At 43.8% G+C, this 26418-nt stretch carries 19 protein-coding genes and 7 tRNA genes; 24 read left to right on the plus strand and 2 right to left on the minus strand.

The genetic code is table 11. From position 1 onward, the window contains the following. Positions 1-259: 259 nt before the first annotated feature. The 11 genes from EDD74_RS08350 (at position 260) to EDD74_RS08400 (ending at position 3875) form a co-directional block, all read left to right on the plus strand. The gene (locus tag EDD74_RS08350) at positions 260-484 is read left to right on the plus strand and encodes a hypothetical protein (protein ID WP_009263080.1); all 225 of its coding nucleotides are present in this window, start codon (positions 260-262) and stop codon (positions 482-484) included. A gap of 191 nt (positions 485-675) precedes the next feature. Then, positions 676-1836, plus strand: a complete 1161-nt coding sequence (locus tag EDD74_RS08355) for a THUMP domain-containing class I SAM-dependent RNA methyltransferase (protein WP_009263079.1) — start codon at positions 676-678, stop codon at positions 1834-1836. 97 nt (positions 1837-1933) lie between these two features. Further along, positions 1934-2530, plus strand: coding sequence for an XTP/dITP diphosphatase (locus EDD74_RS08360; RefSeq protein ID WP_116442474.1), 597 nt, complete (start codon positions 1934-1936; stop codon positions 2528-2530). A 91-nt stretch (positions 2531-2621) separates the two neighbouring features. After that, positions 2622-3101, plus strand: coding sequence for a metallophosphoesterase family protein (locus EDD74_RS08365; protein ID WP_116442475.1), 480 nt, complete (start codon positions 2622-2624; stop codon positions 3099-3101). Between the two features lie 123 nt (positions 3102-3224). Continuing rightward, positions 3225-3299 (plus strand) — tRNA-Pro (locus tag EDD74_RS08370). A gap of 4 nt (positions 3300-3303) precedes the next feature. Beyond that, a tRNA-Gly gene (locus EDD74_RS08375) sits at positions 3304-3374 on the plus strand. Between the two features lie 40 nt (positions 3375-3414). After that, positions 3415-3488: transfer RNA gene (locus EDD74_RS08380), tRNA-Arg, on the plus strand. A 6-nt stretch (positions 3489-3494) separates the two neighbouring features. After that, positions 3495-3568: transfer RNA gene (locus EDD74_RS08385), tRNA-His, on the plus strand. Between the two features lie 33 nt (positions 3569-3601). Next, a tRNA-Gln gene (locus EDD74_RS08390) sits at positions 3602-3673 on the plus strand. Positions 3674-3690: 17 nt separating this feature from the next. Then, a tRNA-Lys gene (locus EDD74_RS08395) sits at positions 3691-3763 on the plus strand. Positions 3764-3795: 32 nt separating this feature from the next. After that, a tRNA-Leu gene (locus EDD74_RS08400) sits at positions 3796-3875 on the plus strand. A 162-nt stretch (positions 3876-4037) separates the two neighbouring features. Here EDD74_RS08400 and EDD74_RS08405 read toward each other — a convergent pair. Further along, positions 4038-5027 carry a LacI family DNA-binding transcriptional regulator gene (locus tag EDD74_RS08405; RefSeq protein WP_008976671.1) on the minus strand — a complete coding sequence of 330 codons (990 nt, stop codon included), beginning with the start codon at positions 5025-5027 and terminating at the stop codon, positions 4038-4040. A gap of 318 nt (positions 5028-5345) precedes the next feature. Here EDD74_RS08405 and EDD74_RS08410 point away from each other — a divergent pair, with 318 nt between their 5' ends. From EDD74_RS08410 to EDD74_RS08450, 9 genes are all read left to right on the plus strand, one after another. Next, positions 5346-6587 carry an extracellular solute-binding protein gene (locus EDD74_RS08410; RefSeq protein ID WP_116441611.1) on the plus strand — a complete coding sequence of 414 codons (1242 nt, stop codon included), beginning with the start codon at positions 5346-5348 and terminating at the stop codon, positions 6585-6587. Positions 6588-6602: 15 nt separating this feature from the next. Next, complete coding sequence (locus tag EDD74_RS08415; protein WP_116441612.1) at positions 6603-7979, plus strand: carbohydrate ABC transporter permease; 1377 nt, start codon at positions 6603-6605, stop codon at positions 7977-7979. 2 nt (positions 7980-7981) lie between these two features. Further along, positions 7982-8854: a sugar ABC transporter permease gene (locus tag EDD74_RS08420; RefSeq protein WP_008976668.1), complete on the plus strand. Its 873-nt coding sequence runs from the start codon at positions 7982-7984 to the stop codon at positions 8852-8854. A 36-nt stretch (positions 8855-8890) separates the two neighbouring features. After that, positions 8891-10849 carry a type I pullulanase gene (gene pulA, locus EDD74_RS08425; RefSeq protein ID WP_116441613.1) on the plus strand — a complete coding sequence of 653 codons (1959 nt, stop codon included), beginning with the start codon at positions 8891-8893 and terminating at the stop codon, positions 10847-10849. 4 nt (positions 10850-10853) lie between these two features. Then, the gene (locus EDD74_RS08430; protein WP_116441614.1) at positions 10854-12788 is read left to right on the plus strand and encodes an amylo-alpha-1,6-glucosidase; all 1935 of its coding nucleotides are present in this window, start codon (positions 10854-10856) and stop codon (positions 12786-12788) included. Positions 12789-12799: 11 nt separating this feature from the next. Continuing rightward, a complete protein-coding gene (locus tag EDD74_RS08435; protein WP_116441615.1) occupies positions 12800-15061 on the plus strand; it encodes a glycogen/starch/alpha-glucan phosphorylase in 2262 nt (753 codons plus the stop codon). Between the two features lie 12 nt (positions 15062-15073). Continuing rightward, positions 15074-16540 carry a 4-alpha-glucanotransferase gene (gene malQ, locus EDD74_RS08440; protein ID WP_008976664.1) on the plus strand — a complete coding sequence of 489 codons (1467 nt, stop codon included), beginning with the start codon at positions 15074-15076 and terminating at the stop codon, positions 16538-16540. A gap of 85 nt (positions 16541-16625) precedes the next feature. Then, entirely contained in the window at positions 16626-18383 is a 1758-nt protein-coding gene (locus EDD74_RS08445) for a glycoside hydrolase family 13 protein (protein ID WP_116442476.1), read from the plus strand. Between the two features lie 128 nt (positions 18384-18511). Next, positions 18512-20140 (plus strand): glycoside hydrolase family 13 protein, encoded by a 1629-nt coding sequence (locus tag EDD74_RS08450; protein WP_116441616.1) that lies wholly within the window; start codon positions 18512-18514, stop codon positions 20138-20140. Positions 20141-20223: 83 nt separating this feature from the next. On the opposite strand, the gene add is transcribed toward EDD74_RS08450, so the two are convergent. After that, positions 20224-21153, minus strand: a complete 930-nt coding sequence (add, locus tag EDD74_RS08455; protein ID WP_009263073.1) for an adenosine deaminase — start codon at positions 21151-21153, stop codon at positions 20224-20226. A 567-nt stretch (positions 21154-21720) separates the two neighbouring features. Here add and abc-f point away from each other — a divergent pair. The 4 genes from abc-f (at position 21721) to EDD74_RS08475 (ending at position 26398) form a co-directional block, all read left to right on the plus strand. Then, positions 21721-23202 carry a ribosomal protection-like ABC-F family protein gene (gene abc-f, locus EDD74_RS08460; protein ID WP_116442477.1) on the plus strand — a complete coding sequence of 494 codons (1482 nt, stop codon included), beginning with the start codon at positions 21721-21723 and terminating at the stop codon, positions 23200-23202. Between the two features lie 87 nt (positions 23203-23289). Next, on the plus strand, positions 23290-24087 hold the full coding sequence (hdhA, locus tag EDD74_RS08465) for a 7alpha-hydroxysteroid dehydrogenase (protein ID WP_008976658.1): 798 nt from the start codon (positions 23290-23292) through the stop codon (positions 24085-24087). A 140-nt stretch (positions 24088-24227) separates the two neighbouring features. Beyond that, positions 24228-25244 carry an aromatic acid exporter family protein gene (locus EDD74_RS08470; RefSeq protein WP_008976657.1) on the plus strand — a complete coding sequence of 339 codons (1017 nt, stop codon included), beginning with the start codon at positions 24228-24230 and terminating at the stop codon, positions 25242-25244. Positions 25245-25507: 263 nt separating this feature from the next. Next, positions 25508-26398, plus strand: a complete 891-nt coding sequence (locus tag EDD74_RS08475) for an AraC family transcriptional regulator (RefSeq protein WP_116441617.1) — start codon at positions 25508-25510, stop codon at positions 26396-26398. Positions 26399-26418 lie beyond the last annotated feature (20 nt).

Genomic DNA, 26418 nt, shown 5'->3' on the forward strand with positions numbered 1-26418 from the left:
TATCATACTCATAACCTTTTCCTCCTTTTTGTGCAAACTGCATAAAAAAAGCAACCTGAACTTTTATTAGTTCAAGTTGCAATCGTAACCCGCCAATATAATACGAAATAAAAAGCAAGCTTAAATTAGAAAAAAAGCAAAATATTGGCAAAATTTACAAATGCAAAACCTCCGGAAGCTGCATAGTTTTTTACGGAACAGGGATAATAAGAATGTAACTATTCACGAGTGAGCAGCAAATTGCAGGAGGAAATTTAAAATGGCAAAGAATGCGAAAACAACAAACAAAGCCAAAAACAGTGAATCTTATTCATCTTATTCTGATGGATATTCCGGAAACAGCAGTAAAGCTTCAGATCGAATGACATCAAAAAATAGCAACAAGACATCGGATCGCATGACATCAAAAAACAGCAGCAAAGCATCTAACAAAAATAAGAATTCAGAGAGCAACGAAAATTCTTACGGAAATTGCGATTACTAATCAGCAGAAACGAGCCAGTGCTGTAATACTTCAAATGTCTTAAATAGGAATACTTTTAAAAGAATCTGACAGAAAGCCTTTGGTAGTATGAAAATACCGCCGGAGGCTTTTTTATTGATGCGAAAATAGTTGTGCATCCAGACAAGTTGCGGTATCATAAAAATGAAATACAGAACATCGGGAGGAAGAAGATGGAGAAACTGGAACTGATTGCACCATGCCATTTTGGGCTGGAAGCAGTTTTAAAGAGAGAAATACAAGATTTAGGATATGAGATTATAAATGTAGAAGATGGAAGAGTGACTTTTGCCGGGGATGCAAGTGCGATTTGCCGGGCGAATGTGTTTTTGCGGACTGCGGAGAGAGTGCTGCTGAAGGTTGGAAGTTTCAAAGCAGTGACGTTTGATGAATTGTTCGAGCGGACCAAGGAGATCCCGTGGGAGAAATATATTCCGGAGGATGGAAAATTTTGGGTGGCCAAGGCCGCTTCTGTAAAGAGTAAATTGTTCAGTCCTTCAGATATTCAGTCTATCATGAAAAAGGCGATGGTTAACCGGATGAAGCAGCATTACCATATTGACTGGTTCGAAGAGAATGGTGCTTCTTATCCGGTGAGGGTATTTTTAATGAAAGATATCGTGACGGTAGGAATCGACACTTCGGGAGTTTCTCTTCATAAGAGAGGATATCGTCAGTTGTCCAGCAAAGCGCCGATTACAGAGACATTGGCAGCAGCTTTGATTTTGTTGACACCATGGAAAAAAGACAGGATTTTTATAGATCCATTCTGTGGAAGTGGGACATTTCCAATTGAGGCGGCGATGATCGCTGCCAATATCGCGCCGGGGATGAATCGCTCTTTCACGGCGGAAGAGTGGACAAACTTGATTCCGCGAAAACTCTGGTACGAGGCAGTGGATGAGGCGAATAGCCTGATTGACGATGATATTGAAGTAGATATTCAGGGATATGATATTGATGGGGAAGTTGTAAAAGCGGCCAGAGAGAATGCGAGAGAAGCAGGCGTAGAGCATTTGATCCATTTTCAGGAGAGGGCAGTAAAGGATTTAAGACATCCAAAGAAGTATGGATTTATCATCACCAACCCTCCATATGGGGAGAGACTTGAGGAAAAGTCTGCACTTCCGGCGCTGTATAGAGAATTCGGTGAGAGCTTTAAGAAGCTGGACAGCTGGTCGGCATACATGATTACGAGTTATGAGGAAACGGAACGGTATTTTGGAAGGAAAGCAGACAAGAACCGAAAGATTTACAATGGAATGCTAAAGACGTACTTTTATCAATTCCTCGGTCCAAAGCCGCCGAGAAGGAAGAAATATCCGGAAATTTAGACAGAACATAAATAGAAAGTGAATGACAATGCAGGATATGGATGTGCAAAGAAAAGGATCTGTATCCTGCTTGCAAAAAGGGACAGGGAGAAAGAACATGGAAAGAAAGATCATATTTGCGACAGGAAACCAAGATAAAATGAAAGAAATCCGGATGATTTTAGAGGATCTCGGAATTCCGGTCTCTTCAATGAAAGAGGCTGGGATTGACGTGGATATCGTAGAAGATGGAACCACATTTGAAGAAAATGCGATGATCAAGGCAGAAGCGATTGCAAAATTGACAGATGCGATCGTGCTGGCAGATGATTCGGGATTGGAAATTGATTATTTGAATAAAGAACCGGGTATCTATTCAGCGAGATATGCAGGAACAGATACTTCTTATGAGATTAAAAATAATCTTTTGCTGCAGCGTTTGGAAGGAGTTCCGGATGAGAAGCGCACAGCAAGATTTGTCTGTGCAATCGCAGCAGTATTTCCAGATGGAAGCAAAGAGACTGTAAGAGGTACTATTGAGGGGCGGATCGGATATGAGATTGCCGGAGAACATGGATTTGGATATGATCCGATTTTTTATCTTCCAGAATACGGATGTACAACTGCAGAACTGGACCCGGAAAAGAAGAATGAACTTAGCCACAGGGGAAAGGCACTCCGCTTGATGAGAGAGATTATCGAACAAAAAATGTAGCAGGAAGATTAGCATCCAAAGAAATAAAAGGTTCGTGTTCCGAAAAAAGGAAACGCTAAAATAATATTCAAAGAAAATGACAGGTGAAACAATGAAGATACTGATCGTGAGCGATACGCATGGGAGACACCGGAATCTGGAGGAGGTTCTGGACAGAGAGGGACCGATTGACATGCTGGTCCATCTTGGAGATGTAGAGGGGGGAGAAGACTACATCTGTGCACTGGCAGACTGTGAGACGCATATTATTGCGGGAAATAATGATTTCTTTTCAGATCTGAGCAGGGAGCAGGAGTTTTTTATAGGAAAGTATAGAGTGTTTATCACACATGGGCACTCTTACTATGTCTCTATGGGAACGAAAGAACTGAAAAAAGAGGCAAGAAGGCGTGGGGTAGATATTGTAATGTATGGACATACTCATGTGCCGCATCTGGAAGTAGATGGAAATCTTACTGTGCTCAATCCAGGAAGTCTTTCTTATCCAAGGCAGGCAGATCGCCGTGCAGGGTATATGATTATGGAAATAGATCACAATGGAAAAGCGCGTTTTGAGCAATGTTTTGTATAAAGTGCCAAATGAATAAAAAAATAAAAAAAATTAGAAAAAAGTGTTGACTTTTGTTTGTTGCTATAATATAATAACTCTTGTCTTAAGGACAGAGACAAAAACAAAAACACAAAATAGCAACTACGGGGTGTGGCTCAGCTTGGCTAGAGCGCCTGGTTTGGGACCAGGAGGTCGCAGGTTCGAATCCTGTCACCCCGACTCCGCGGGTGTAGTTCAATGGTAGAACACTAGCCTTCCAAGCTAGATACGTGGGTTCGATTCCCATCACCCGCTTTCCTAGAGCCTTAGCTGTTAGGAAGAAAAAATAGAATGCGTGTTTGTAGCTCAGTTGGATAGAGCAACGGCCTTCTAAGCCGTGGGTCAGGGGTTCGAATCCCTTCAAGCACGCTTATGGTGGGTATGGTGCAGTTGGTTAGCGCGCCAGATTGTGGTTCTGGATATCGTGGGTTCGAGTCCCACTATCCACCCTTATTTTTTGCCTATTTTTAGGCGATGCATGATGGGCTATCGCCAAGCGGTAAGGCACAGGACTTTGACTCCTGCATTCGTTGGTTCGAATCCAACTAGCCCAGTTGAAGTTTTATATTATGGAGCATTAGCTCAGTCGGTAGAGCACTTGACTTTTAATCAAGTTGTCCGGGGTTCGAATCCCCGATGCTTCACTAGAACAAGCCTAGGCTTGTTCTTTATTTATGCGGATGTGGCGGAACTGGCAGACGCGCTAGACTTAGGATCTAGTGGGAGACCGTGCAGGTTCGATTCCTGTCATCCGCAGCCTAAAAAGCACTTGAAAGCTGATTTTTATTAAGCTTTCAAGTGCTTTTTTTATTCTAGGATGTATTGCGTGTTGCATTGTGTGTTGCATACGAATCTTGTAAAATAGAAATATCTATGATTTTAGAGCTATTTATTCACGAAGAGCAAGAGGAGATTGTCTCAAATTTTGCTTGTGGAATTTCGTTCGATCAATTGTGCGTGTAGTAAAATTGTTCCGATGGATACATTGTTTAAAATGCTGTCCAACGCATAGTATCCGCATTTGCCGAGTTCTGCTCTATCTTGCCGAATTGTAGTGAGCGGCGGTGAGGTGTAGGCACACATTGGGAGATCGTCAAAACCAATAATACTGATGTCCCGAGGAATGTGGTAGCCTAGTTGCTGACACTGTACCATAATTGCGTTGGCAATCAGGTCGTGGCTACAGATGATTGCAGTCATTCCCATTTGAAGAAGACGAGATAGGTGTTTTTCTACACATTGTGTAATGTAGTAGGAAGAACCTGCATAAGTCGGCTCTGTGTGCAGATCGTTCTGCTTCATTGCCTGGAAGAAAGCCTTATGTCGGACTTGCATGATGTGAGAGCCAAGGGCACTGCTTAAGTATCCTATTTTTTTGTGTCCCAATTTCTTTAAATGTGAGACGGCAAGAGTCATTCCTTCGTTGTTATCAATCCCAATGGAAGCGATGAATGGGTTGGCGGAAATATAGTTGTCATAGAGTACAGTTGGTGTGTGGCTTGTTTTGAAATCTTTCATCCACGGATCGGTAAGGGAGAAGCCGAGTACAAAGGCTCCGATATAGTCGTTCTGGAGCATGAAGACGTCGTAAGGCGTCTTTTTTTGTGTCTGTTCATCTATGTGGATGACATCTACAATATATCCTGCAGGTTCTGCCATTTGTCGGAAGCCGATAATGAAATCATAACCGAACTGGTGTGGTTCTTCGTATTCCATATTTTCTATGATGATGCAGAATTTCTTCGCGTGACTTCTTTGACGCCGGAGTTTAGAGTATCCCATCTCGACGGCGGTATCCAAAATTGTTTTTCGTAAAGTTTCGCTAATATCTGGGGCGTTATTAATCGCTTTGGAAACGGTTCCTTTGGAAACCCCCAGTTTATCAGCGATATCTTGTATTGTAGCCATATATTTGCCTTTCAAATTTTATTTTGCTTTTCTAGTTTTTGATGATAAAGATAAATTTATTATATCGAATTTGAGTAAAAAAAGCAATTATTTCGGAGAGATTAGTTTCGAAAAATAATCGTCAGTATGGATGTTGGAAGAAGAAAAGGGGGAAATGAAGGGAATTAAGATCAAAATGCACAAAAACAATATTAAAAAACTGTAAAAAATAGAGAAAATAAGACATGATATTGACGTTTTTGGATAGTTAGGTTATATTACAAGTAACGAAACAATACGAAACAAATAATCGAAATAGGGTTAAAAGGAGAATGTAACATGAAGAAGCGAGGAGTGGCGCTAGTTATGGCGGCAGTGGTCGCAGCGATGGGAATCAGCGGCTGTGGAGGAAAGGCTAAAAAGGATAGTGAGACGGGAAAAGCCGAGAAGATACGTCTGATGGTCTGGTCTCCGTCCGAAGATCAATCAAAGGACAGTGGAGAATGGCTGCAGACTACTTGTGAGGATTTTGCAAAGCTGCATCCCGAGTGGGATATTACATTTGTCTACGGAGTCGCAGATGAGGCGACAGCAGCAACTCAGGTGGCACAGGATCCGGAGGCAAGTGCAGATGTATTTATGTATGCGAACGATACATTGACGACGATGACGGATGCAAATGCATTGGCGAAATTGGGTGGAAAGTACCGCGAGGAGATTGAGAAGACGAATTCAGAAGAAGTATTATCATCCCTTGTAAAAGATAGTGAACTTTACGGAGTACCGTTTACGACAAATACATGGTTTATGTATTACGATAAGAGTGTTTTTTCTGAGGAGGATATCAAGAACTTAGATACAATGCTTAAAAAGGGTGCAGTTGCATTTCCGCTGACAAACTCCTGGTATACGCCGGCATTTTATATTGGAAATGGATGTACTTTGTTTGGTGACGGAACGGATGAGTCAAAAGGAGTAGACTTCTCCGGGAAGAAAGCGGTCAGTGTGACAGATTATCTGGTAGATCTCGCAGCGAATCCGAACTTTAAGATCGATGCGGACGGATCGGGTCTTGCAGGACTCAGAGATGGAAGCATCTCTGCAATCTTCTCCGATTCCTGGGATGCAAATGCAGTCGAGGAAGCGCTTGGCGAAAATATGGGAGCAGCGGCACTGCCTTCGTTCACACTGAATGGGGAGCAAAAGCAGATGATGTCCTATGCCGGCTCGAAGGCAGTCGGAGTCAATCCGTACAGCAAAAATATGGTGGCGGCGGTAGAACTTGCGGTATACCTTGGATCAGCCGAAGCCCAGATGACGCATTATGAGTTGAGAAACGTAATTCCGTGTAACACAGAACTGCTTGCAGATGAAAAGGTTGCAAATGATCCGCTTGTGTCGGCACAGAATGATACATTTAATAAGACTTCCATTTTGCAGCCTTTTGTGGCGAAGATGAACAACTGCTGGGTACCCGTAGAAAACATGGGGAAAGGAATCCGTAATGGAAGTGTGACGCATGAAAATGCTGCCGAGCAGACAGAGGCGATGAATGAAGCGATGAACAGTGACGGAATTTAGATGAGGTGAAGAGGGATGTTGAAATTCAAAAAGAACGGAAATCAGTTTTCGACACCATACACATGCATGAGGGCAGTGAGAGAGGGAGGAATTGAGACGAAGCTGTCGATGCTGCTGATGGGATTCGGAAACTTTGTACACAAACAGAAAATCAAAGGATTGTTGTATCTGGCGGTGGAAGTGGCATACATTGTTTTTATGGCGATGAGTGGAGTTGGCTGCCTGAAGATGTTAGGTTCTCTCGGAAGTGCTCCGCAGAAGGAAGTGTGGGATGAGGCGAATCAGGTTTATCTGTACACGCAGGGAGACCAGTCGGTACTGATCCTGCTCTATGGGGTAGCAACAGTGCTCCTCACACTTGTGATGGTATGGGCATGGAGGGGCGCGCTTCGCAGTGCATTTCAGGCAGAGTGCCTTGACAAAGAAGGACGTCATGTGAATACATTTGCGGAAGATATGAAATCGCTGCTGCATGAGAATCTGCACAGACTTCTGATGACGCCTCCGATGATTTTTATCTTTGCGCTGACGATTTTGCCTTTGATCTTTATGATCTGTATGGCATTTACCAATTACAGCAGGATCGGGAACCATCTGATGCTGTTTGACTGGGTGGGACTCGAGAATTTTAAGACACTGTTTGATGCGAACAGTATTCTTGGAAGTACGTTCTGGTCCGTGCTTGGATGGACAATCGTGTGGGCATTTTTTGCCACGTTCAGCAATTACATTTTCGGTATGATCCTCGCGATTGTGATCAATCGGAAGGATACGAGGGCAAAGGGCTTCTGGAGATTTTGTTTTGTGCTCTCCTGTGCGGTGCCGATGTTCGTCTCCCTTCTGATCATGCGGACGATGCTTCAGCCAAACGGTGCGGTGAATGTCCTGCTAAGAAATCTAGGATGGATCGCACAGGATGCGAGTCTTCCGTTTTTCACAGATCCTACATGGGCGAGAGTGACCGTCATTGTTGTAAATATCTGGGTAGGTGTTCCGTATACACTGCTTCAGCTTACCGGAGTACTTCAAAATATTCCTGGAGAACTTTATGAGGCGGCAAAAGTGGACGGGGCGAATGCGATTCAGACTTTTTTCAAGATCACGCTCCCGTATATGCTCTATGTGACGACACCGTATCTAATCGTGACCTTCACAGGAAATGTTAATAATTTTAATGTGATCTATCTGTTGTCCGGAGGGGATCCAGTCACCGATCTGGCCGCAACGGCGGGCAAGACAGACTTGCTTGTAACATGGCTCTACAAGCTGACAATCGACAAGCAATATTACAATATTGGAGCAGTCATTGGTATTCTGACATTTATCATTCTGGCGGTAGGAGCATTGCTTACTTACCGTAATAGTAAATCATACAAGGAAGGAGAATTTTAGAGATGGCAGCACAAAAAATGCATTCGGCAAAAAAGAAACGGATGATCAATAATGTGATCGTGCATGTGAGTCTGGCAGTGTTGGCGGCAATATGGGTATTTCCGATTGTGTGGGTGATCCTTACAAGCTTCCGGGCGGAGAAAGGTTCCTATGTATCTACATTTTTCCCGAAGGAATTTACGCTGGATAACTATATCAGACTATTTACGGATACATCGATTTTAAACTTTCCGAAAATGTTCATGAATACGCTGATCATCGCGGTGTTCTCCTGTATTCTTGCAACGTTTTATACACTGGCGGTTTCCTACTGTCTGTCCAGACTGAAATTTAAACTTAGAAAGCCGTATATGAATATGGCGATGATACTTGGATTGTTCCCGGGATTTATGTCGATGATCGCGGTATATTTTATCCTGAAAGCAATCGGTCTGACGGAGGGAAGTCTGATCCGTGTGGCGTTAATCTTATGCTATTCCGGAGGCGCGGGACTGGGCTTCCAGATCGCAAAGGGATTTTTCGACACGATTCCGTATGCGGTAGATGAGGCGGCAATCTTAGACGGATGTACGAGATGGCAGGTGTTTAAAAAGATTACACTGCCGCTCAGCAAGCCGATCATTGTATATACGGTGCTCACCGCATTTATGGCGCCATGGTTGGACTTTATCTTTGCAAAGGTAATCTGCCGTGCCAACTCTGACCAGTACACGGTTGCGCTCGGACTTTGGAAGATGCTTGAGAAGGAGTACATTGACAGCTGGTACACAAGCTTTGCGGCGGGAGCGGTATTGATCTCCATTCCGATCGCGATTTTGTTTTTGATCATGCAGCGGTACTATGTGGATGGCGTATCTGGTGCGGTGAAGGGATAGCGGCCGATTTAGAAAAATAATGAAGAGGGTTTTGGTATGAAGAGAAGACAGGAATTAAAAAGGCTTTATCAGACTTCAGAATTTGATAGAAAATATCATTATGAAAAAAGAGATTTGGGTGCGTTATGCACGGAGGAAGGGACTTCCTTCCTCCTGTGGAGCCCTCTAGCGAAGGAAGTGAAACTACAGCTCTATCACGATGGAGAGCAGGGAGAATGTTTTGAGGAGATTGCCATGCAGAAAGAAGCACAGGGAGTCTGGGCGTACCGGACGAATAAATCTTGGCATGGCATTTATTATACTTATAAAATTGTGCATGAGGAAGAAATCGTCACGGCGGGAGATCCTTATGCGAGGGCATGTGGCGTCAATGGGATCCGCAGTATGGTCGTAGATTTAAAGCAGACGGATCCGTATGGATGGGAAGCGGATCAGAGACCGGAGACAGGGATTGAAAATATTATCTACGAACTGCATGTGAAGGAATTTTCCTGGGATAGGTCCGGAGGATTTTCCGAGGAAAGCCGGGGAAAATACAAGGCATTTACAGAGGAACATACAACATTGTATGGGGATGGCATTCATCCGACTGGGATAGACTATCTAAAAGAACTGGGTGTGACACATATTCAGATCATGCCGGCATATGATTATGGCTCTGTGGATGAAGCGAAAGAAGAAGGATTTAACTGGGGATATGATCCGGAAAACTATAATGTCCCAGAAGGTTCTTATGCTACGGATGCTGTACATGGGGAAGTGCGTATTCGGGAGTTTAAGGAGATGGTACAGTCGCTTCACAGAAACGGATTCCGGGTGATCATGGATGTTGTTTACAACCATATGTATTCATTAGATAACAATCTGAACAAAGCAGTTCCGTGGTATTATTTTCGCACGGAGGAAGATGGGACGATATCCAACGGGTCTGCCTGTGGAAATGATGTGGCAAGCGAACGACCGATGTGTGCGGAATACATTCTCAACTCTGTGCTGTACTGGGCCGGAGAATATCATATAGACGGATTCCGGTTCGATCTGATGGGGCTTTTAGATGTAGACTTGATGAATCGTATCCGGAGAGAGTTGGATGAGAGGTACGGAGAAGGGGAGATCCTTCTGTTTGGAGAACCGTGGGCTGCAGAGCAGACCGCGATGGAAGGAGATGCGGTACCTGCGTTAAAAGAGAATATCGGCAGGCTGAACCGCGGAGTTGGAATGTTCTGTGATGACACAAGAGATGCAATCAAAGGGCATGTGTTTGAAGCGAAGATTCCGGGATTTGTAAACGGAGCGGAAGGTCTGGAGCAGGATATTTTGGAGAGTGCTCGTGCATGGTGTAGAGGAGGAAGCAAAAATGAAAAAGCGAAGGTGAAAGCACCGTCTCAGGTGATTACTTATGTTTCCTCCCACGATAACTGGACGTTGTGGGATAAGCTTGGTAAGACGATTGCAGATGAGGAGGAACGTCTGAGGGTAAATAAGATGGCGGCGGCAATTTATATGACTTGCCAGGGAAATCTGTTTTTCCTTTCTGGGGAAGAATTTGCCCGGACAAAAGATGGATTGGAGAACACTTACAATGCACCGATTGAATTGAACAGGTTTGATTGGCAGCGGGCATATGTATACAGTGAACTGAGAAGGTATTATCAGGGACTGATCGCACTGCGGAAACAGCTTCCGGGACTTTGTGACAAATCCGGGCATGCAGGGGATAGAATCTACGACGAGTGGACAAAACCCGGAGTTGTCGGATTTTTTGTGGATAACTGCAAAGAAGAAAACAGCACAACGTGGAAAAGTGTGAGCAGATGGAAGAGGTTGTGCGTCATTTATAACAGTACAGATGCAGTTGTGGAAAAAGAGCTGCCCGGTGGCGCATGGGAAGCATTGCTTGATGGGGAAAGTAGTTTTCTCTGGAAGGAAGAAATCTGTGCAAAGAAGGCTGTCGCAGCGCCGCATAGCGTAGCAGTGTTCGGAGAAAAGGAGTAAAACAATGAGATGGATCTATGGAAAACAAGATTTTAATACGATTGCGAGAGGGCAGGAAAACTGTTATCTTCTAACAAATGGACTGGGAGGATTTTCTTCGATGACGATGACAGGTTCTGCTGCGAGAAACGACCATGCAGTTCTGATGGCATGTGTGCAGGCGCCGAACCATCGGTATAACGTGGTACATCGACTTGCGGAGTCACTCCGGATCGGGGAGAAACTGTTTCCATTATCGACACAGGAATTGGCTGATGGATCGAGAGAGGAAGGGTATCGCTATCTATCCGCATTTGTATATGAAGGAATCCCGCTTTGGAAATTTCAGATTGCAGGCGTGGAGGTTCACAAGGAGATTGGGATGAAGCACGGAGAAAATACCGTTGCAATCCGATATCGGATCCAAAACAGAAAAAAATGCCCGGTGACATTGGAGGTAACACCGTTTTTTCAGTTCACAAAGAAGGGAGAGGATTTAAGTCCCGAACAGAAAATGGCGCGCCGGGAGAATGTGATTGCCTCGAATGGATTGGAACTGAAATTTACAACGAATGGAACGGTTGTTGGTATAGAAGAAACGCGGGAATTGTATTATTATAGTTATGATGTCTGCGATGGCAGAAGAGAGACGGGATCTGCAATGGCGGATCACCGGATCAGCCTGACGGTTTCAGCAGAGAAAGAGGCGGTATTAAAAATTGTCTATTCGCTGGAAGACGCGAAGCAGGATGCAGATGTCATTTTCAAAGAGATGAAACAGTATCAAAAGACATTAAAGGAGCAGGCAGGCTTTCGTTCGCCGGTCGCATGTGAGCTTGCAAAAAGTGCAGATGCATTTGTTTCCAAACGGGAGTCCACAGGCGGAAGCACGATTCTTGCAGGATATCCGTTTTTCGAGGACTGGGGAAGAGATACGATGATCGCACTGCCGGGCATCTGTATTGCCACCGGGCAGTATGACACGGCAAAAGAGATTCTTCGGACATTTGCAGTCCATGAACAGAAAGGCCTGATGCCGAATCTGTTTCCGGAGGGCGAAAATGAGCCGCTGTACAATACGGTAGATGCAGCGCTTCTGTTCGTCAACTGTGTGTATCTGTACTATGAGGCGACAAAAGATCAGGCGTTTGTAGAAGAAATGTATCCGGTTATGGAGCGGATCTTAAAAGGATACCGAGAAGGCACAGACTATGGGATCCATATGGATGAGGATGGATTGATCCTGGCAGGGGAAGGTCTCTGGCAGGTGACATGGATGGATGTGCGCGTAGGGGAGATCCTTCCGACACCGCGCCATGGAAAGCCGGTGGAGATCAATGCATACTGGTACAATGCACTCTGTATTATGGAGCGGTTTGCCGCTTTGCTGGATCAGAAGTGGGAATATCCGGGACTGAAAGAACAGGTAAAGCAGTCTTTTGCAGAGCAGTTCTGGATGGAAGAAAAACATTGCTTAAAGGATCTTGTTTCCGATACAGAGGCGGACAGACAGATCCGGTGTAATCAGATCTGGGCAGTTTCGATGCCGTTTACGATGTTGGATCCGGAGAAAGAACAAGAAATTGTGGAGACAGTGTTTGAAACACTTTACACTCCATATGGACTTCGGACGCTGGAGATGGCGGATGGCGAGTTTCATCCGTTTTATGAAGGACCGATGGAAGAGAGAGATATGGCATACCATCAGGGAACGGTATGGACCTTTCCGTTAGGAGCATATTATCTCGCATTTCTGAAAGTGAACGGATATACAGAAGAAGCTAAGAAGATCGTAAAAGGTCAGTTGGAAGTGCTAGAAAGTGCCCTGCGGGAAGGATGTATCGGACAGCTGCCGGAAATTTATGATGGAGAAAATCCGACAAGATCCAAGGGCTGTTTTGCACAGGCATGGAGTGTCGGAGAATTGTTGAGAGTCTATGAGGTAATTGAGAAAGGATAAGGAGAGTTCAGATGGAAAGATTATTAGAACAGATTTTACAGGAAAACTATCAGAAAACAATCAAGGAAGCATCAAAGGAAGAAATCTATACAGCACTTTTGAGCCTCACGAAGGAGAAGATGAAAGGTGCAAAGCGAAATGAAGGAAAGAAGAAGCTTTATTATATTTCAGCAGAATTTTTGATTGGGAAATTGCTGTCAAATAACCTGATCAACCTCGGATTGTTTGAGGAGACAAAAGTAGTGTTAGAAAAGCATGGACATCAGATCACGGAGATCGAGGAGATCGAGCAGGAGCCTTCTCTCGGAAATGGGGGATTGGGACGTCTTGCAGCATGTTTTTTAGATTCGATTGCCACACTCGGATTAAACGGAGACGGTGTTGGTCTGAACTACCACGACGGGCTGTTCCGTCAGACGTTTGCAGATCATAAGCAGAAGGAAGAGAAAAACCCATGGATCACAGATCTTAGCTGGCTCACAAAGACAGACGTGCAGTTTGACGTGCCGTTTAAAGACTTTACGCTGACTTCCACGATGTACGATATCGACGTGCCGGGATATAGAAATGGATGCAATCGTCTCCACTTATTCGATGTAGATACGGTAGATGAATCCATTATCCGGGACGGAATCGATTTTGATAAGACAGATATCCAGAGAAACCTGACGCTGTTCCTCTATCCGGATGACAGCGATGAGGCAGGACAGTTACTCCGCATCTATCAGCAGTATTTTATGGTGAGCAATGCCGCGCAGCTGATCTTAAAAGAGGCAGAGGAACATGGATATGACCTTTACAGACTGCATGAGCATGTGGCAGTGCAGATCAACGATACCCATCCGACAATGGTGATCCCAGAACTGATTCGTCTTCTGATGCAGAGAGGATTTAATATGGATACCGCCATCGATGTTGTGAGAAAGACATGTGCATACACAAACCATACGATCCTTGCAGAGGCTTTGGAAAAATGGCCGGTCGCTTATCTTGAAAAAGTAGTGCCGCATCTGATGCCGATCATCCGGGAACTAGATGCGCGTGTCAGAAGAGATTATCATGACGAGCGTGTGTATATCATAGATGAGATGGACCGTGTACATATGGCACACATCGATATTCATTTTGGATATGCAGTCAATGGGGTTGCAGCGCTTCATACACAGATTTTGGAAGAGTCTGAACTGAAACCGTTCTATGATATTTATCCGGAAAAATTCAATAATAAGACAAATGGGATTACCTTCCGAAGATGGCTCGTGCACTGTAATCCGGAACTGGCTACCTATCTGAAAGAACTGATTGGACCGGAATATATGGAAGATGCCAAGCATTTGGAGAAATTGCTTGCATACAAGGATGACGAGCAGGTGCTTCAAACATTACGAGAGATTAAAATGCATTCCAAACAAACGCTGGCAGATTATCTGAAGCGGACACAGCATGTGGAGATTGACACAAATTCTGTATTTGACATTCAGATCAAACGTCTGCATGAGTATAAGAGACAGCAGATGAATGCACTCTATGCGATTTATAAATACAAAGAGATCAAAAAAGGAAATCTTCCAAAACGTCCGATCACAATGATCTTTGGAGCAAAGGCAGCGCCGGCTTACACAATCGCAAAAGATATTATCCATCTGATCCTCTGTTTGCAGCAGCTGATTGAAAATGATCCGGTCGTGAGCAAATATATGAAGATTGTCATGGTAGAGAATTATAACGTGACAAAGGCAGAAAAATTGATTCCGGCATGTGATATTTCTGAGCAGATTTCCCTTGCATCCAAGGAAGCATCCGGAACTGGAAATATGAAGTTTATGTTAAACGGAGCAGTCACACTTGGAACAGAAGACGGGGCAAATGTGGAGATCCATGAGCTTGTTGGCGATGAGAATATCTACATTTTCGGAAAGAAGTCGGAGGAAGTTATCAAACTTTATGAGGATGCTTCTTATTGCTCGAGAGAGATTTATGAAAGTGATGCCACAGTAGAAGAACTTGTGGACTTCATCATCAGCAAGGAGATGATCCAGATTGGAGATCCAGTGAATCTTGGAAGACTCTACAAAGAAATCGTGTCCAAAGACTGGTTCATGGCGCTTCTGGATGTCAGAGAATATATTCAGAAGAAGGAAGAAATGCTCGCAGATTATGAGGATCAGACTGCGTGGGCAAAGAAAGCGCTTGTCAACATCGCAAAGGCAGGGTATTTCTCCGCAGACCGTACGATTGCTGAGTATAACAGAGATATCTGGAAATTATCATAAGAGGAAACGAACATGAGAGAAACAGGGATATTGATGCCCGTATCTTCGCTCCCGTCACGCACGGGAGTAGGGGAACTGGGAAAAGAAACAGAAAAATTTATTGGATATCTGAGTGCATCCGGTGTGAAAATATGGCAGATTCTTCCGCTCAATCCGGTTGGTTACGGAAATTCTCCATATCAGCCATACTCTTCCTGCGCTGGAGATGAGATCTATATCAGTCTCGAAAAATTGTGGGAACAGCAGCTGTTAAAGGAACTTCCGATGTCAGAGCTTGCAGGAAGTACGAGGGTGCAGTATGAAAAGGTCCGGGTGTGGAAAGAAATGTATCTGCGGGAGGCATTTCAGACATTTATCGAAAAAGGACTGGATCAGACAGAGGAATATCAGACGTTTGTCACACAAAAATGGGTGCAGGAATACGCACTGTTCCGTGCATTTAAGAAAGAAAACGGTGGATCCTGCTGGAATGACTGGAAGTCGGAACATAAAAACTGGCCGGAACACAAAACGGAGGTTGCAACAGTAATCAGAGAAGAGGCAGACTATCAGATTTTCTTACAGTATCTGTTTTACTGTCAGTGGATAGAAATAAAGAGCGTAGCAAACGCAAATGGGATTCGCATTATGGGAGATGTACCGTTCTATGTTGGTGTAGATTCTGTAGATGTGTGGGCGGGAAAGGACAATTTTCTTCTCGACACAGACGGAAGGCCGATCTTTGTGGCGGGCGTGCCGCCGGATTATTTCAGCGCGACCGGACAGAGATGGGGGAATCCAATCTATGACTGGGAGTATCTGAAAGAACAGAATTATCAGTTCTGGGTGGATCGGATCGGGTACAGCAGCAGCCTGTTTGACATTATCCGTATCGATCATTTCCGGGCATTTGATACATTTTGGAAAATTCCGGCATCTTGTCCGACAGCTGTTGAGGGAGAGTGGATCCTAGCACCGGGATATGAGGTGATCGACACCCTTCTGGAGCAGATCCCGGGAGTGAACCTGGTGGCAGAAGATCTCGGAGATCTTCGGCCGGAGGTGTTGGAATTAAAGGAACATTATCACTTAAAAGGAATGAAGATCCTGATGTTCTCCATCGATCCTTCAGGAAAATATGCAAAAGACAGTTTTGACGATGTGGAAAATATGATCATCTACACCGGAACCCATGACAATGATACGCTGATGGAATGGTATGGCGGATTGTCTGTGGCAGCGAAACGGAAAGTGCGCCGTTTCCTTGCAAGAAAAAGAATCCGGCAGGGATCTGTGAAAGAGCGTCTGCTTACTTATACACTAAAGAGTCCGGCAGAGTATGCGATTCTTCCGCTGGCAGACATTCTCGGAATGGGAAAAGAGGCGCATCTGAATACACCGGGGACAGTCGGAAGCCCAAACTGGGAGTGGAGAATGCCAAATTTGGAGAAGATTGAGAGAGAACTGAAAAAATATAGAAGACAGTTTACTGTCAGATAAGAATAGATCAGGATTCCGGATGTATCTTGGCAGAAAAGCAGTTTTGCTGCAAAGAGAGTTGACAGAAGAGAGGACAGAAAGAGCGATGAATTTTACCGGAGTTTATCATAAGACATCAGAGCAGATGAGTTATCCGAAAAATGATAGGGAACTAATCATTAATATAAAGACTGGGTACGATGTGAAACGGGTGTTTCTCCACTATGGGGATCCGTTTGAGTCAGGAATCCTAGGCGGAAAGGAAACGTGGACCGGGAAGCGGGAGGAAATCTGTTATAAGAAGCGTCTGAAACATCAGATCTGGTGGACGACAACCGTTGTTCCGGCTTACAGACGGTGCAAATATTATTTTGAACTACAGACAGAAGAGGAGATCTGGTATTACTTTGAAGATGGATTCCTGACAGAGAAACAGATGCAGATGGATGGAAGGATGCTTCAATGCTTCATTGTACCGTGGATGAATCCGGCGGATATTAATCGGACACCGGGGTGGGTCAATGAGACCGTGTGGTATCAGATCTTCCCGGATCGGTTCTGCAACGGAACCCCCGAAGAAAATACAGAGGACATTGTCCCGTGGAGAAGCGGAGAGGTGACAAATGCAGAGCGGTTCGGCGGCAATCTTGCCGGGATCCGGATGCGTCTGTCCTACTTGAAAGAATTGGGTATCAATGGAATCTATTTGAATCCGATTATGGAAGCGGAGTCTAATCACAAGTATGACACGACAGACTATACAAAGATTGATTCGCATTTTGGAACCAATGAAGAGTTTGCTGCGCTTGTAAAAGAAGCGCATGCACTTGGAATTCGCGTGATGGTAGATGCCGTATTTAATCACAGTGGGAGGAAGTTTGCACCGTGGCTCGATGTGCAAAAGAACGGTCAGGAGTCGGATTATGCAGAGTGGTTCATGATCAATGACTGGACCTCACTCAAAAAAGAGGCAGATACCCGGGATGGAAGATTTTATTCGTTTGCATTTGTTGACAACATGCCAAAACTTAATACAAATAATGAGGAAGTCATCGCGTATTTCTGCAAGATATGCGAAAACTGGATCAAAGAGTTTGATATTGACGGAATCCGGTTCGATGTGGGAAATGAAGTGTCTCACCGGTTCCTAAAGCGAGTTCGCAGCCATGTGAGAGCGATCAAACCGGATCTGTATCTGCTCGGAGAAATCTGGCACGATGCAAGCCAGTGGTTGAACGGGGAGGAGTATGATTCGGTGATGAATTATCCGCTGATGAGTGGAATTCATGATTTCTTTCTAGATCCATCAGCCACGAAAGAAGATTTTGAATATATGATTAATCGCTGTTATACGATGTACATGCAGCAGAACAATAATGTTTTATTCAACCTGTTGGATTCCCACGATACTGAACGCCTAATGAACCGGCTGCAAAATCTAGATAGATTTTATCAGCAGCTTGCGGTGCTGTTCACAATGCCGGGCAGCCCGTGTATCTATTATGGAACGGAGATTGCGATGGAAGGGGGATACGATCCAGACTGTCGCCGCTGTATGCCGTGGAGCGAGTTGAGTCAGGAGGAAAATCAGGAGAAGATCAGGGAAATACAAACTTTGATCACGCTTAGAAAAGAGGAGTCAGCATTTCGGAGCCTGTATTTTCATTTCCCTAATACGTACCGGGAGGCACGGCTTGTCGAGTATGTTAAGTTAGATGATGAGGGAAATCAGGTGGAGATCCTTCTAAATGGAACGGAAAAAGATCTAGATGTAAAACAGCAGGGAGAAGTTTTGTTTGCAAGGGCATATGATAATGGAAAATTGAGAAAGAACGGAACACTGATCCGAAGGGGTTGTATATAGTATAGGGAAGAGAACAACAGAAATTCTCTGAAAGAAGATATAGCATAAAAGAGCAGCAGAAGAAAATGGTAAGATGCAGAAAATAAAAGACAGTTTACCTGAAAAAGAAGAAAAAGGAGTGTGTGGGAATGCGAGAGCAGAAGAAGTGGTGGCAGAATGCCGTTGTATATCAGATTTATCCGAGAAGTTTTCAGGACAGCAACGGAGACGGAATCGGGGATCTTCAGGGAATTATAAAGCGACTTGACTATTTGGAGGAGCTGGGAATTGATGCAGTCTGGTTATCACCGGTATGCAGATCCCCACAGGATGATAACGGGTATGATATTTCCGATTATCAGGATATTGATCCGGTGTTTGGAAGTCTGGATGATATGGAGAAGTTGATTCGGGAGGCAAGAAAACGAAATATCCGCATTATGATAGATCTTGTGCTGAATCATTCTTCCGATGAACACAGATGGTTTCAGGAGGCAAAAAAGAGCAAGGACAATCCATACCATGACTATTATGTATGGCGAGATGGGGAGGAGGGTGTACTCCCAAACGATATGGGCTCTGTCTTCGGAGGTCCGGCATGGGAGTGGGTACCCGAACTGGGACAGTATTATTTCCACCAGTTTTCCGTAAAACAGCCGGATCTCAACTGGGAGAATCCAAAAGTACGAAGAGAAATCTATGACATGATCCTTTGGTGGATGGACAAAGGAGCCGGAGGCTTCCGCCTGGATGTGATTGATCAGATTGCAAAGGAACCGGATCGGAAGATTACAAATAATGGTCCGAGATTGCATGAATTTATCCGGGAACTGAGCAGGGAGACATTCCAAAAGGGCGATCTGATCACAGTCGGAGAAGCGTGGGGTGCAGATATTGACCGCGCAAAACTTTACAGCAATCCGGATGGAAGTGAATTCTCCATGGTATTCCAGTTCGAGCATATGATGTTAGATCAGGAGCCGGGAAAAGAAAAGTGGGATAGCTGCCCGCTTCCATTTGTAAAATTAAAACAAAATCTCGCAAAATGGCAGACTGAACTACATGGATGTGGGTGGAACAGTCTGTTCTGGAATAATCACGACCTTCCAAGAATCGTTTCCCGCTGGGGAAATGACAAGGAATACCGCACAGAGTCTGCGAAAATGCTTGCGACGATCCTGCATGGCATGCAGGGAACTCCTTACATCTATCAGGGAGAAGAGCTTGGAATGACGAATGTACGGTTTGATCACATCGACCAGTATCAGGACATTGAAATCCGCAATATGTACCGGGAACGCCTGGCAAAAGGATATGAAGAGAAAGAGATTATGGAATCCATCTACGCAAAAGGCCGGGATAACGCGAGAACACCGATGCAGTGGGATGATACAGCACATGCCGGATTTACAACCGGAACCCCTTGGATGCAGGTCAATCCCAATTACAGGGAGATTAATGCCGAAGCAGCGAGGAAGGATCCGGATTCTATTTTCCACTATTACCGGAAGCTGATCTGCCTGCGGAAGGAAAATCCGATATTTGCAGAGGGGGACTTTATACTGCTGTTGGAAGAGGATGAGAATATCTTTGCTTATGTCAGAAGTCTTGCGGACAGGGAACTGCTTGTCGTGGCAAACTTTACGGAGCAAGAGATAATATGTACCCTTCCGGAAGAATGGAAAGACGGAGAAGTGTTGATCCATAATTATAAAGATGGTGGAAAAAGTGAAGTGCTCAGACCGTATGAAAGTATGATGATTGAGAGAGAAAAATAGAGAGCGAAAGTGAAGAAGAGTATTTTGAGGAAGGAGGAATTGGCTCGTTTGGGTCAATTCCTCCTTGTATTTTGGTGTAATTGTTAGAGGTTTTTGAAAGCAGTCTCTTCTGCATTCTTTATAACCTGGCGGATGATATCATCGCTTCCGTATAATTTCTGAATGCGCTCTAATTCATGGGCCATCGTTGTGTTGCTGACGGTGCGGTTGTCGGTGTTGACACTGACTTTGACGCCTGCATGTAAGAAGGTATCGAGTGGGTAATTGTTCCAGCTGTCGATAGCATGTGTCTGAAGATTGCTTGTCGGGCACATTTCGATTCCGATTCCTCTCCGGGCAATCTCCTGCATCAGGTCCGGATCTTGAATCAGTGCAAGACCATGGCCGATGCGGGCTGCGCCGTATTCCATGGCTGTGCGGACATTTTCCACATTGCCAGTCTCACCAGAATGGATGACAAAAGGAATCTTTCGGTGTCTTGCCTCCTCAAAGAGTTCATGAAAAAGAGGATTTGGAAACTTTGACTCATCTCCGGCAAGGTCAAGCGCGCAGACACCGTGTCCGACATATTTTTCCATACTGTCGAGGAGCTGCATATTCTGTTCTGGCGCAAAATGGCGCATTGCACAGGTGATTACATTATAATCAATTCCTGTCTCAGATTTTCCTTTTTCCAGTCCCCGCAGGACACTCTCGATCACGTCTTCACAGGAGAGACCATCCTGCGTGGAGAGTGTAGGGGCAAACCGCACTTCAATGTATTTCATCTGGTCTGCGGCAAGTTCTTTTAAGAATGTGTATGCAGCCAGTTCTAAGTTCGCTTTTGTCTGAAGACAGTGCAGCGGGAGATCGAATTTCTTTAAATACTCCGTGAGGGAAGTGCAAGAATCATCTACCGAAAGTTCGGAAAAATCTGGTGTACGATGCAAAAAATGGGAAAGTGTAGTGGCGGAAAGGGATCCGTCCAGGTGACAATGTAAATCTGTTTTTTTCAATTCTTTTATATTCAACATAAGTCCTCCTCTATATTCGGTCTGTTAGTTGCTTTCAGTATAACTGATTGCGAAGGGGGATACAAACATTTTCGTGTTGACAACCTTTGAAAAATTGTGATAAAGTGTGGATAGATTCAGAAGAAATAGTTTTTCGGAATCAATAAGAAGAGGATAGGAGCTGGAAAGATGAGCAGTATTTCTTGCAAATAGTAAAAACTAAACAGGCACAAGAAGGAAAAATAGTCTGCCAAGAATCGTTGGATGGGCAGATTGTATTTTGTATGTTTGTGCATTTGCAGGAAAATCTTTCGCAGTCTTATTATGTTACGGCACAAGCTGTAGCGCAGAGATATAATAACAAGAGAACATAAGTAGTATGTCCATAACCGCAGATGAGCAGAAGTGGGATGTTTGAAGATGCAGAAAGTTTTTGAAGCGTTCTGTGTCTTTTTTTATTACGCAGAAACTTTCTTCGGAATACTATGGAATGTGACAGAGAGATTGTAAGGAAGGCAACGAACTTTGTTGGATTTATTAGGAGTAGATTTTCCATCAGATGCACAGCAAAAAGATGGAGGGGTAAAGATGTCGCAGATTTGTGTGAATGACTTAACATTTTATTATGAAGGAAGCTATGATAATATTTTTGAGCATGTTTCGTTTCGGATCGATACGGACTGGAAACTTGGTCTGATCGGAAGAAACGGAAGAGGAAAGACCACGCTTTTAAAATTATTGGAAGGGATTTATGAATACCGAGGCACAATCACAAGTGCAGTGACTTTTGAATATTTCCCATTTTCGGTAGAAAATCAGGGGAAGATGACGATTGATATTGTGGAGGAAGTGGATCCGTTGTATGAACTTTGGAGAATCTGCAGAGAATTATCTTTGATGGATACCGATGCAGAAGTGTTGTACCGTCCGTTTGAGACGCTCAGCAACGGAGAGCAGACAAAGGTACTGCTGGCAGTATTGTTTGCAAAGGAGAATGCATTTCTGTTAATAGATGAACCGACCAATCATCTGGATCTGGATACAAGGGAGATTGTAATGGCATATCTGAAAAAGAAGAAAGGATTTCTTTTAGTTTCCCATGATAGATATTTTTTGGATGGATGTGTGGATCACATACTGGCAATTAACAAAGAGGGAATTGAGATCTGTCAGGGGAATTTCACAGTGTGGCAGGAAAATAAAGAGCGAAAAGATGCTTATGAGGCTGATGAACAGGAGCGTTTGAAAAAAGAGATTGGAAAGCTTACAAAGGCGGCGGGAAGAACAGCAGGATGGTCGGATCAGATCGAAAAAAGTAAGGTCGGGAATGGTCCGGTAGACCGTGGATATATCGGACATCAGGCGGCGAGGATGATGAAGCGGGCGCTTGTGATCGAACAGCGGGCGCAGAAGGCAGTGGAGGAGAAGAAAAAACTGTTGAAAAATCTGGAAAAAGCAGAAGAATTAAAACTGTTTCCACTCAGACATCACAGAGAAACGGTAATCAGGGCAGAAAATCTGGAGCTATTTTACGGAGAAAAGAAGGTGACAGGTCCACTGAATTTTGAAGTGAAAAATGGGGAACAGGTCATTCTAAGAGGGAAAAATGGATGTGGAAAATCAAGTATGCTAAAGCGGATTCTGGGAGAAGCTATTTCTTATCGGGGCAAATTAGAGGTTGCCTCCGGCTTGAAAATATCTTATGTTTCTCAGGATGCAGAGCAGCTTTGTGGGATGATTGATGAATTTGCAATAAAAGAAGGAGTGGATCCAACGCTTTTGAAAGCGTTGCTGCGAAAACTGGATTTTTCCCGGGTACAGTTTGAAAAACCAATCGAATTTTACAGTGGAGGGCAGAAAAAGAAAGTACTGCTTGCCAAAAGTCTCTGTGAGCAGGCACATCTCTATATCTGGGATGAACCGTTGAATTTTATTGATCTGTTTTCCAGAATACAGATCGAAGAGCTGATACAGACCTATCGCCCGACGATGCTTCTGGTGGAGCATGACAGATTTTTCGGGGAGAAGATCGGGGCGAGATATGTGGAAATCCAGTGTACGCAGGATTGATCAAACAGTGAGGATACCGTGCATCGGCATTGCTATTTTCACGGAAATGCGTTATGGTAGAAAAAAGATAAAGGAGGTATTTTTCACATGCGTTTAAAAGGAAAAGTTGTACTGATCACAGCTTCTACAAGAGGAATTGGACTGGCTTGTGCAGTCAGATGTGCAAAAGAAGGAGCGGTTGTCTATATGGCAGCGAGAAATATGGAGCGTGCAGAGGCGCGTGCAAAGGAGTTAAATGAGCAGGGTTATACAGTGAAGACGGTATTTAACGATGCTTCCGACAAGGACAGCTATCGCACAATGGTAGAGGAAGTGATCCGCCAGGAAGGAAGGATCGATGTTCTTGTCAATAATTTCGGAACATCCAATCCGAAGAAAGATTTGGATATTAAAAGTACAGAATACGAGGAATTTATTGGAACATTGGATATGAATCTGGCGAGTGTATTTCTTCCGGTACAGGCAGTGATCCCACATATGGCAAAGCAGGGCGGTGGAAGTATTATCAATATTTCTTCCATCGGAGGACTTCGTCCGGATATCTCGCAGATTGCTTATGGAACGAGCAAAGCGGCAATTAATTATATGACAAAGTTGATCGCAGTGCAGGCGGCAAGAGATAACATCCGCTGTAATGCAGTGCTTCCGGGAATGACGGCAACAGATGCGGTCAAAGATAATCTGTCAGATGATTTCCGTGAGTTTTTCCTAAAACATACTCCGATCCGCAGGATGGGAGAACCAGAAGAAATTGCAGCCGCGGTTGTCTATTTTGCGAGTGATGATGCAGCCTATACAACAGGGCAGATCATGGATGTCTCTGGAGGATTTGGGATGCCTACACCGGTATACGGAGATATGATCGAGCGGACAGATAGAAGATAAAGCAAGGTGATTTCAGAAAGAACGGAAAATAGGTTACAAATGTGCTTATAAAAGGAGACGAAAAGAGAAAAAATCTTTGTAATTTTTGATGCTTACTGCTAAAATAATATAAAGAAATTACAAAGAAATGGAGAGAACGAGTGGATAAAGAATACAAGATTAAGATTGGAAAGATTATTTTTCAAGCAGCGAAGATTGCAGTTGGAAGCTGTGGGGCGATTTCTATTGCAATGGCACTGAATCTGGAGTATGCAACGACGGCAGGGATTATTACACTGCTTTCAATTGTACCGACGAAATGGGATACACTGAAGCTTTCGATGTATCGGGTCATTACTTTTTTGTTGTCGGTGATTGTTGCGTGGACCTTTTTCCAGCATATGGACAGTGAGTGGCTGGCATACGGATTGTTTATATTTCTTCTAGTTGTGTTCTCGGAATGGACAGGGTTGAAAGCGACGATCTCGGTCAATGCAGTAACGGGAACTCATTTTTTGATGACACACGATTTCAGTCTGGAATTTATTCTCAATGAATTTCTTCTTGTACTGATCGGGATTGGATTTGCAGCGGTGTTGAATCTGTTTCATTATAATAATGCGCAGCAGAGAAGTCTTGTGGAAGATATGCGGTATGTAGAGAGAAAGCTTCAGCAGATTATGGAAGAACTGGAGAAATATCTGCGGAACATTCCGATGGATAAGAATGTGTGGGATGATATTATCGCGTTGGAGAAGAAATTGGAATACCATGTGGAAGCGGCATATGAATACCAGAACAATACATTTCAGTCTCATCCGGGATATTACATTGACTATTTTGAAATGCGCACAAAGCAATGTAATGTGTTGCATAACCTGCATTATGAGATGAAAAAGATTCGTTATATCCCGAAAGAAGCAGATATTGTTGCGGATTACATCTCCTATCTGCGACCATTTGTGACAGAGAAAAATGATCCTACTCCACAGATTGAGAAATTACATGAATTATTTGATGAAATTCATTACTATGAATTGCCAAAGACAACGGATGATTTTGAGAGTCGGGCAAAGTTATACCATATTTTGATGGACCTCGAAGAATTTCTCATTTTTAATCGAAGATTTGTGGAAGGCTTGGATGAGCGACAGAGAAGAATTTACTGGGAAGAATAGAGTAAGCGCGGATGTGGGTCAAAAAGAGAACAGCGTTTCTGTAAAAATAAAATATTAAAAATTTGGGGCACTTAAGATTCCTTCCCATGATCTTAAGTGCCTGTTTCTTTGCGCTGGAGAAATCAATGTATAAGGAAAGAAAACTGCTTGACTTTTGGAGAAGAGTTTCTCTTATAATAGAGAGGACATACTGGATTACGAAAGAGGGTGTGTCCTCTCTATCTGTGTACAATCGGAAATAAATAGAATTGGAGCGATAAACTATGGCGATCATACTTGATTATCAACTGAGAGAACAAGTTCCCCATGATGTTGAAAAATTTCCTATTACATATTTTTGTGATGAACTTGCTGCGCTTCCCAACTGGGCAGGACCTTTACATTGGCATCCTGATTTTGAAATTGCCACTGCGGTAAGTGGTGTGCTGGACTTTCAAGTTGGGCAACATCATGTGATACTGAAAGCAGGTGACAGTATATTGGTTAATGGAAATATCCTGCATGGAATCAAGCAGTTATCTGGCGATATTCCTGATCCGATGCCGAATATTGTCTTTTCGGGTGCTTTAATTGCATCTGAAACTAGTGATATTTATCAAAAATATATTCAACCTGTCGCAAACTGTGATGCTTTGCCTTTTATTGTGTTTGATCAAAAAAATAGTTGGCACAATGAAGTGAATCGGTTGGTTAAAAATGTTTACGGTCTGATGTCTGAACAAGGGCAATGTTATGAAATGGCTGTGCAACGCGAACTTAGCAGTATATTTCAATGCATCTTTTCAAATTTTGATGAATTACCTAAAACAGAAAATACACGCATCCAAATCAATACTCAAATACGCATCCAAAAGATGCTCTCGTATATCCGGGAGCATTATGCAGAAGCCGTCACACTGGAAGAGATTGCCCGATCTGCCAATATCAGCCGCAGCGAAGCGGGACGTTGCTTTAATGCATATGTAGGATGTTCTCCAGTGGATGCGTTGATTCAGCACCGACTTCAAGTTGCACACAGACTTATAAAAGATACAACGCGGTCTCTTCAAGAAATCAGTTATTCCTGTGGTTTTAATTCGGTACACTACTTTAGCCGTCAGTTTCGGAAAACCTATGGGTATACGCCGGGACAATATCGTGCTTTGGGTAAATAGTGCTTGTATTTGGTTCTTTT

The sequence above is a fragment of the Faecalimonas umbilicata genome (assembly GCF_004346095.1).
Taxonomy (GTDB): domain Bacteria; phylum Bacillota; class Clostridia; order Lachnospirales; family Lachnospiraceae; genus Faecalimonas; species Faecalimonas umbilicata.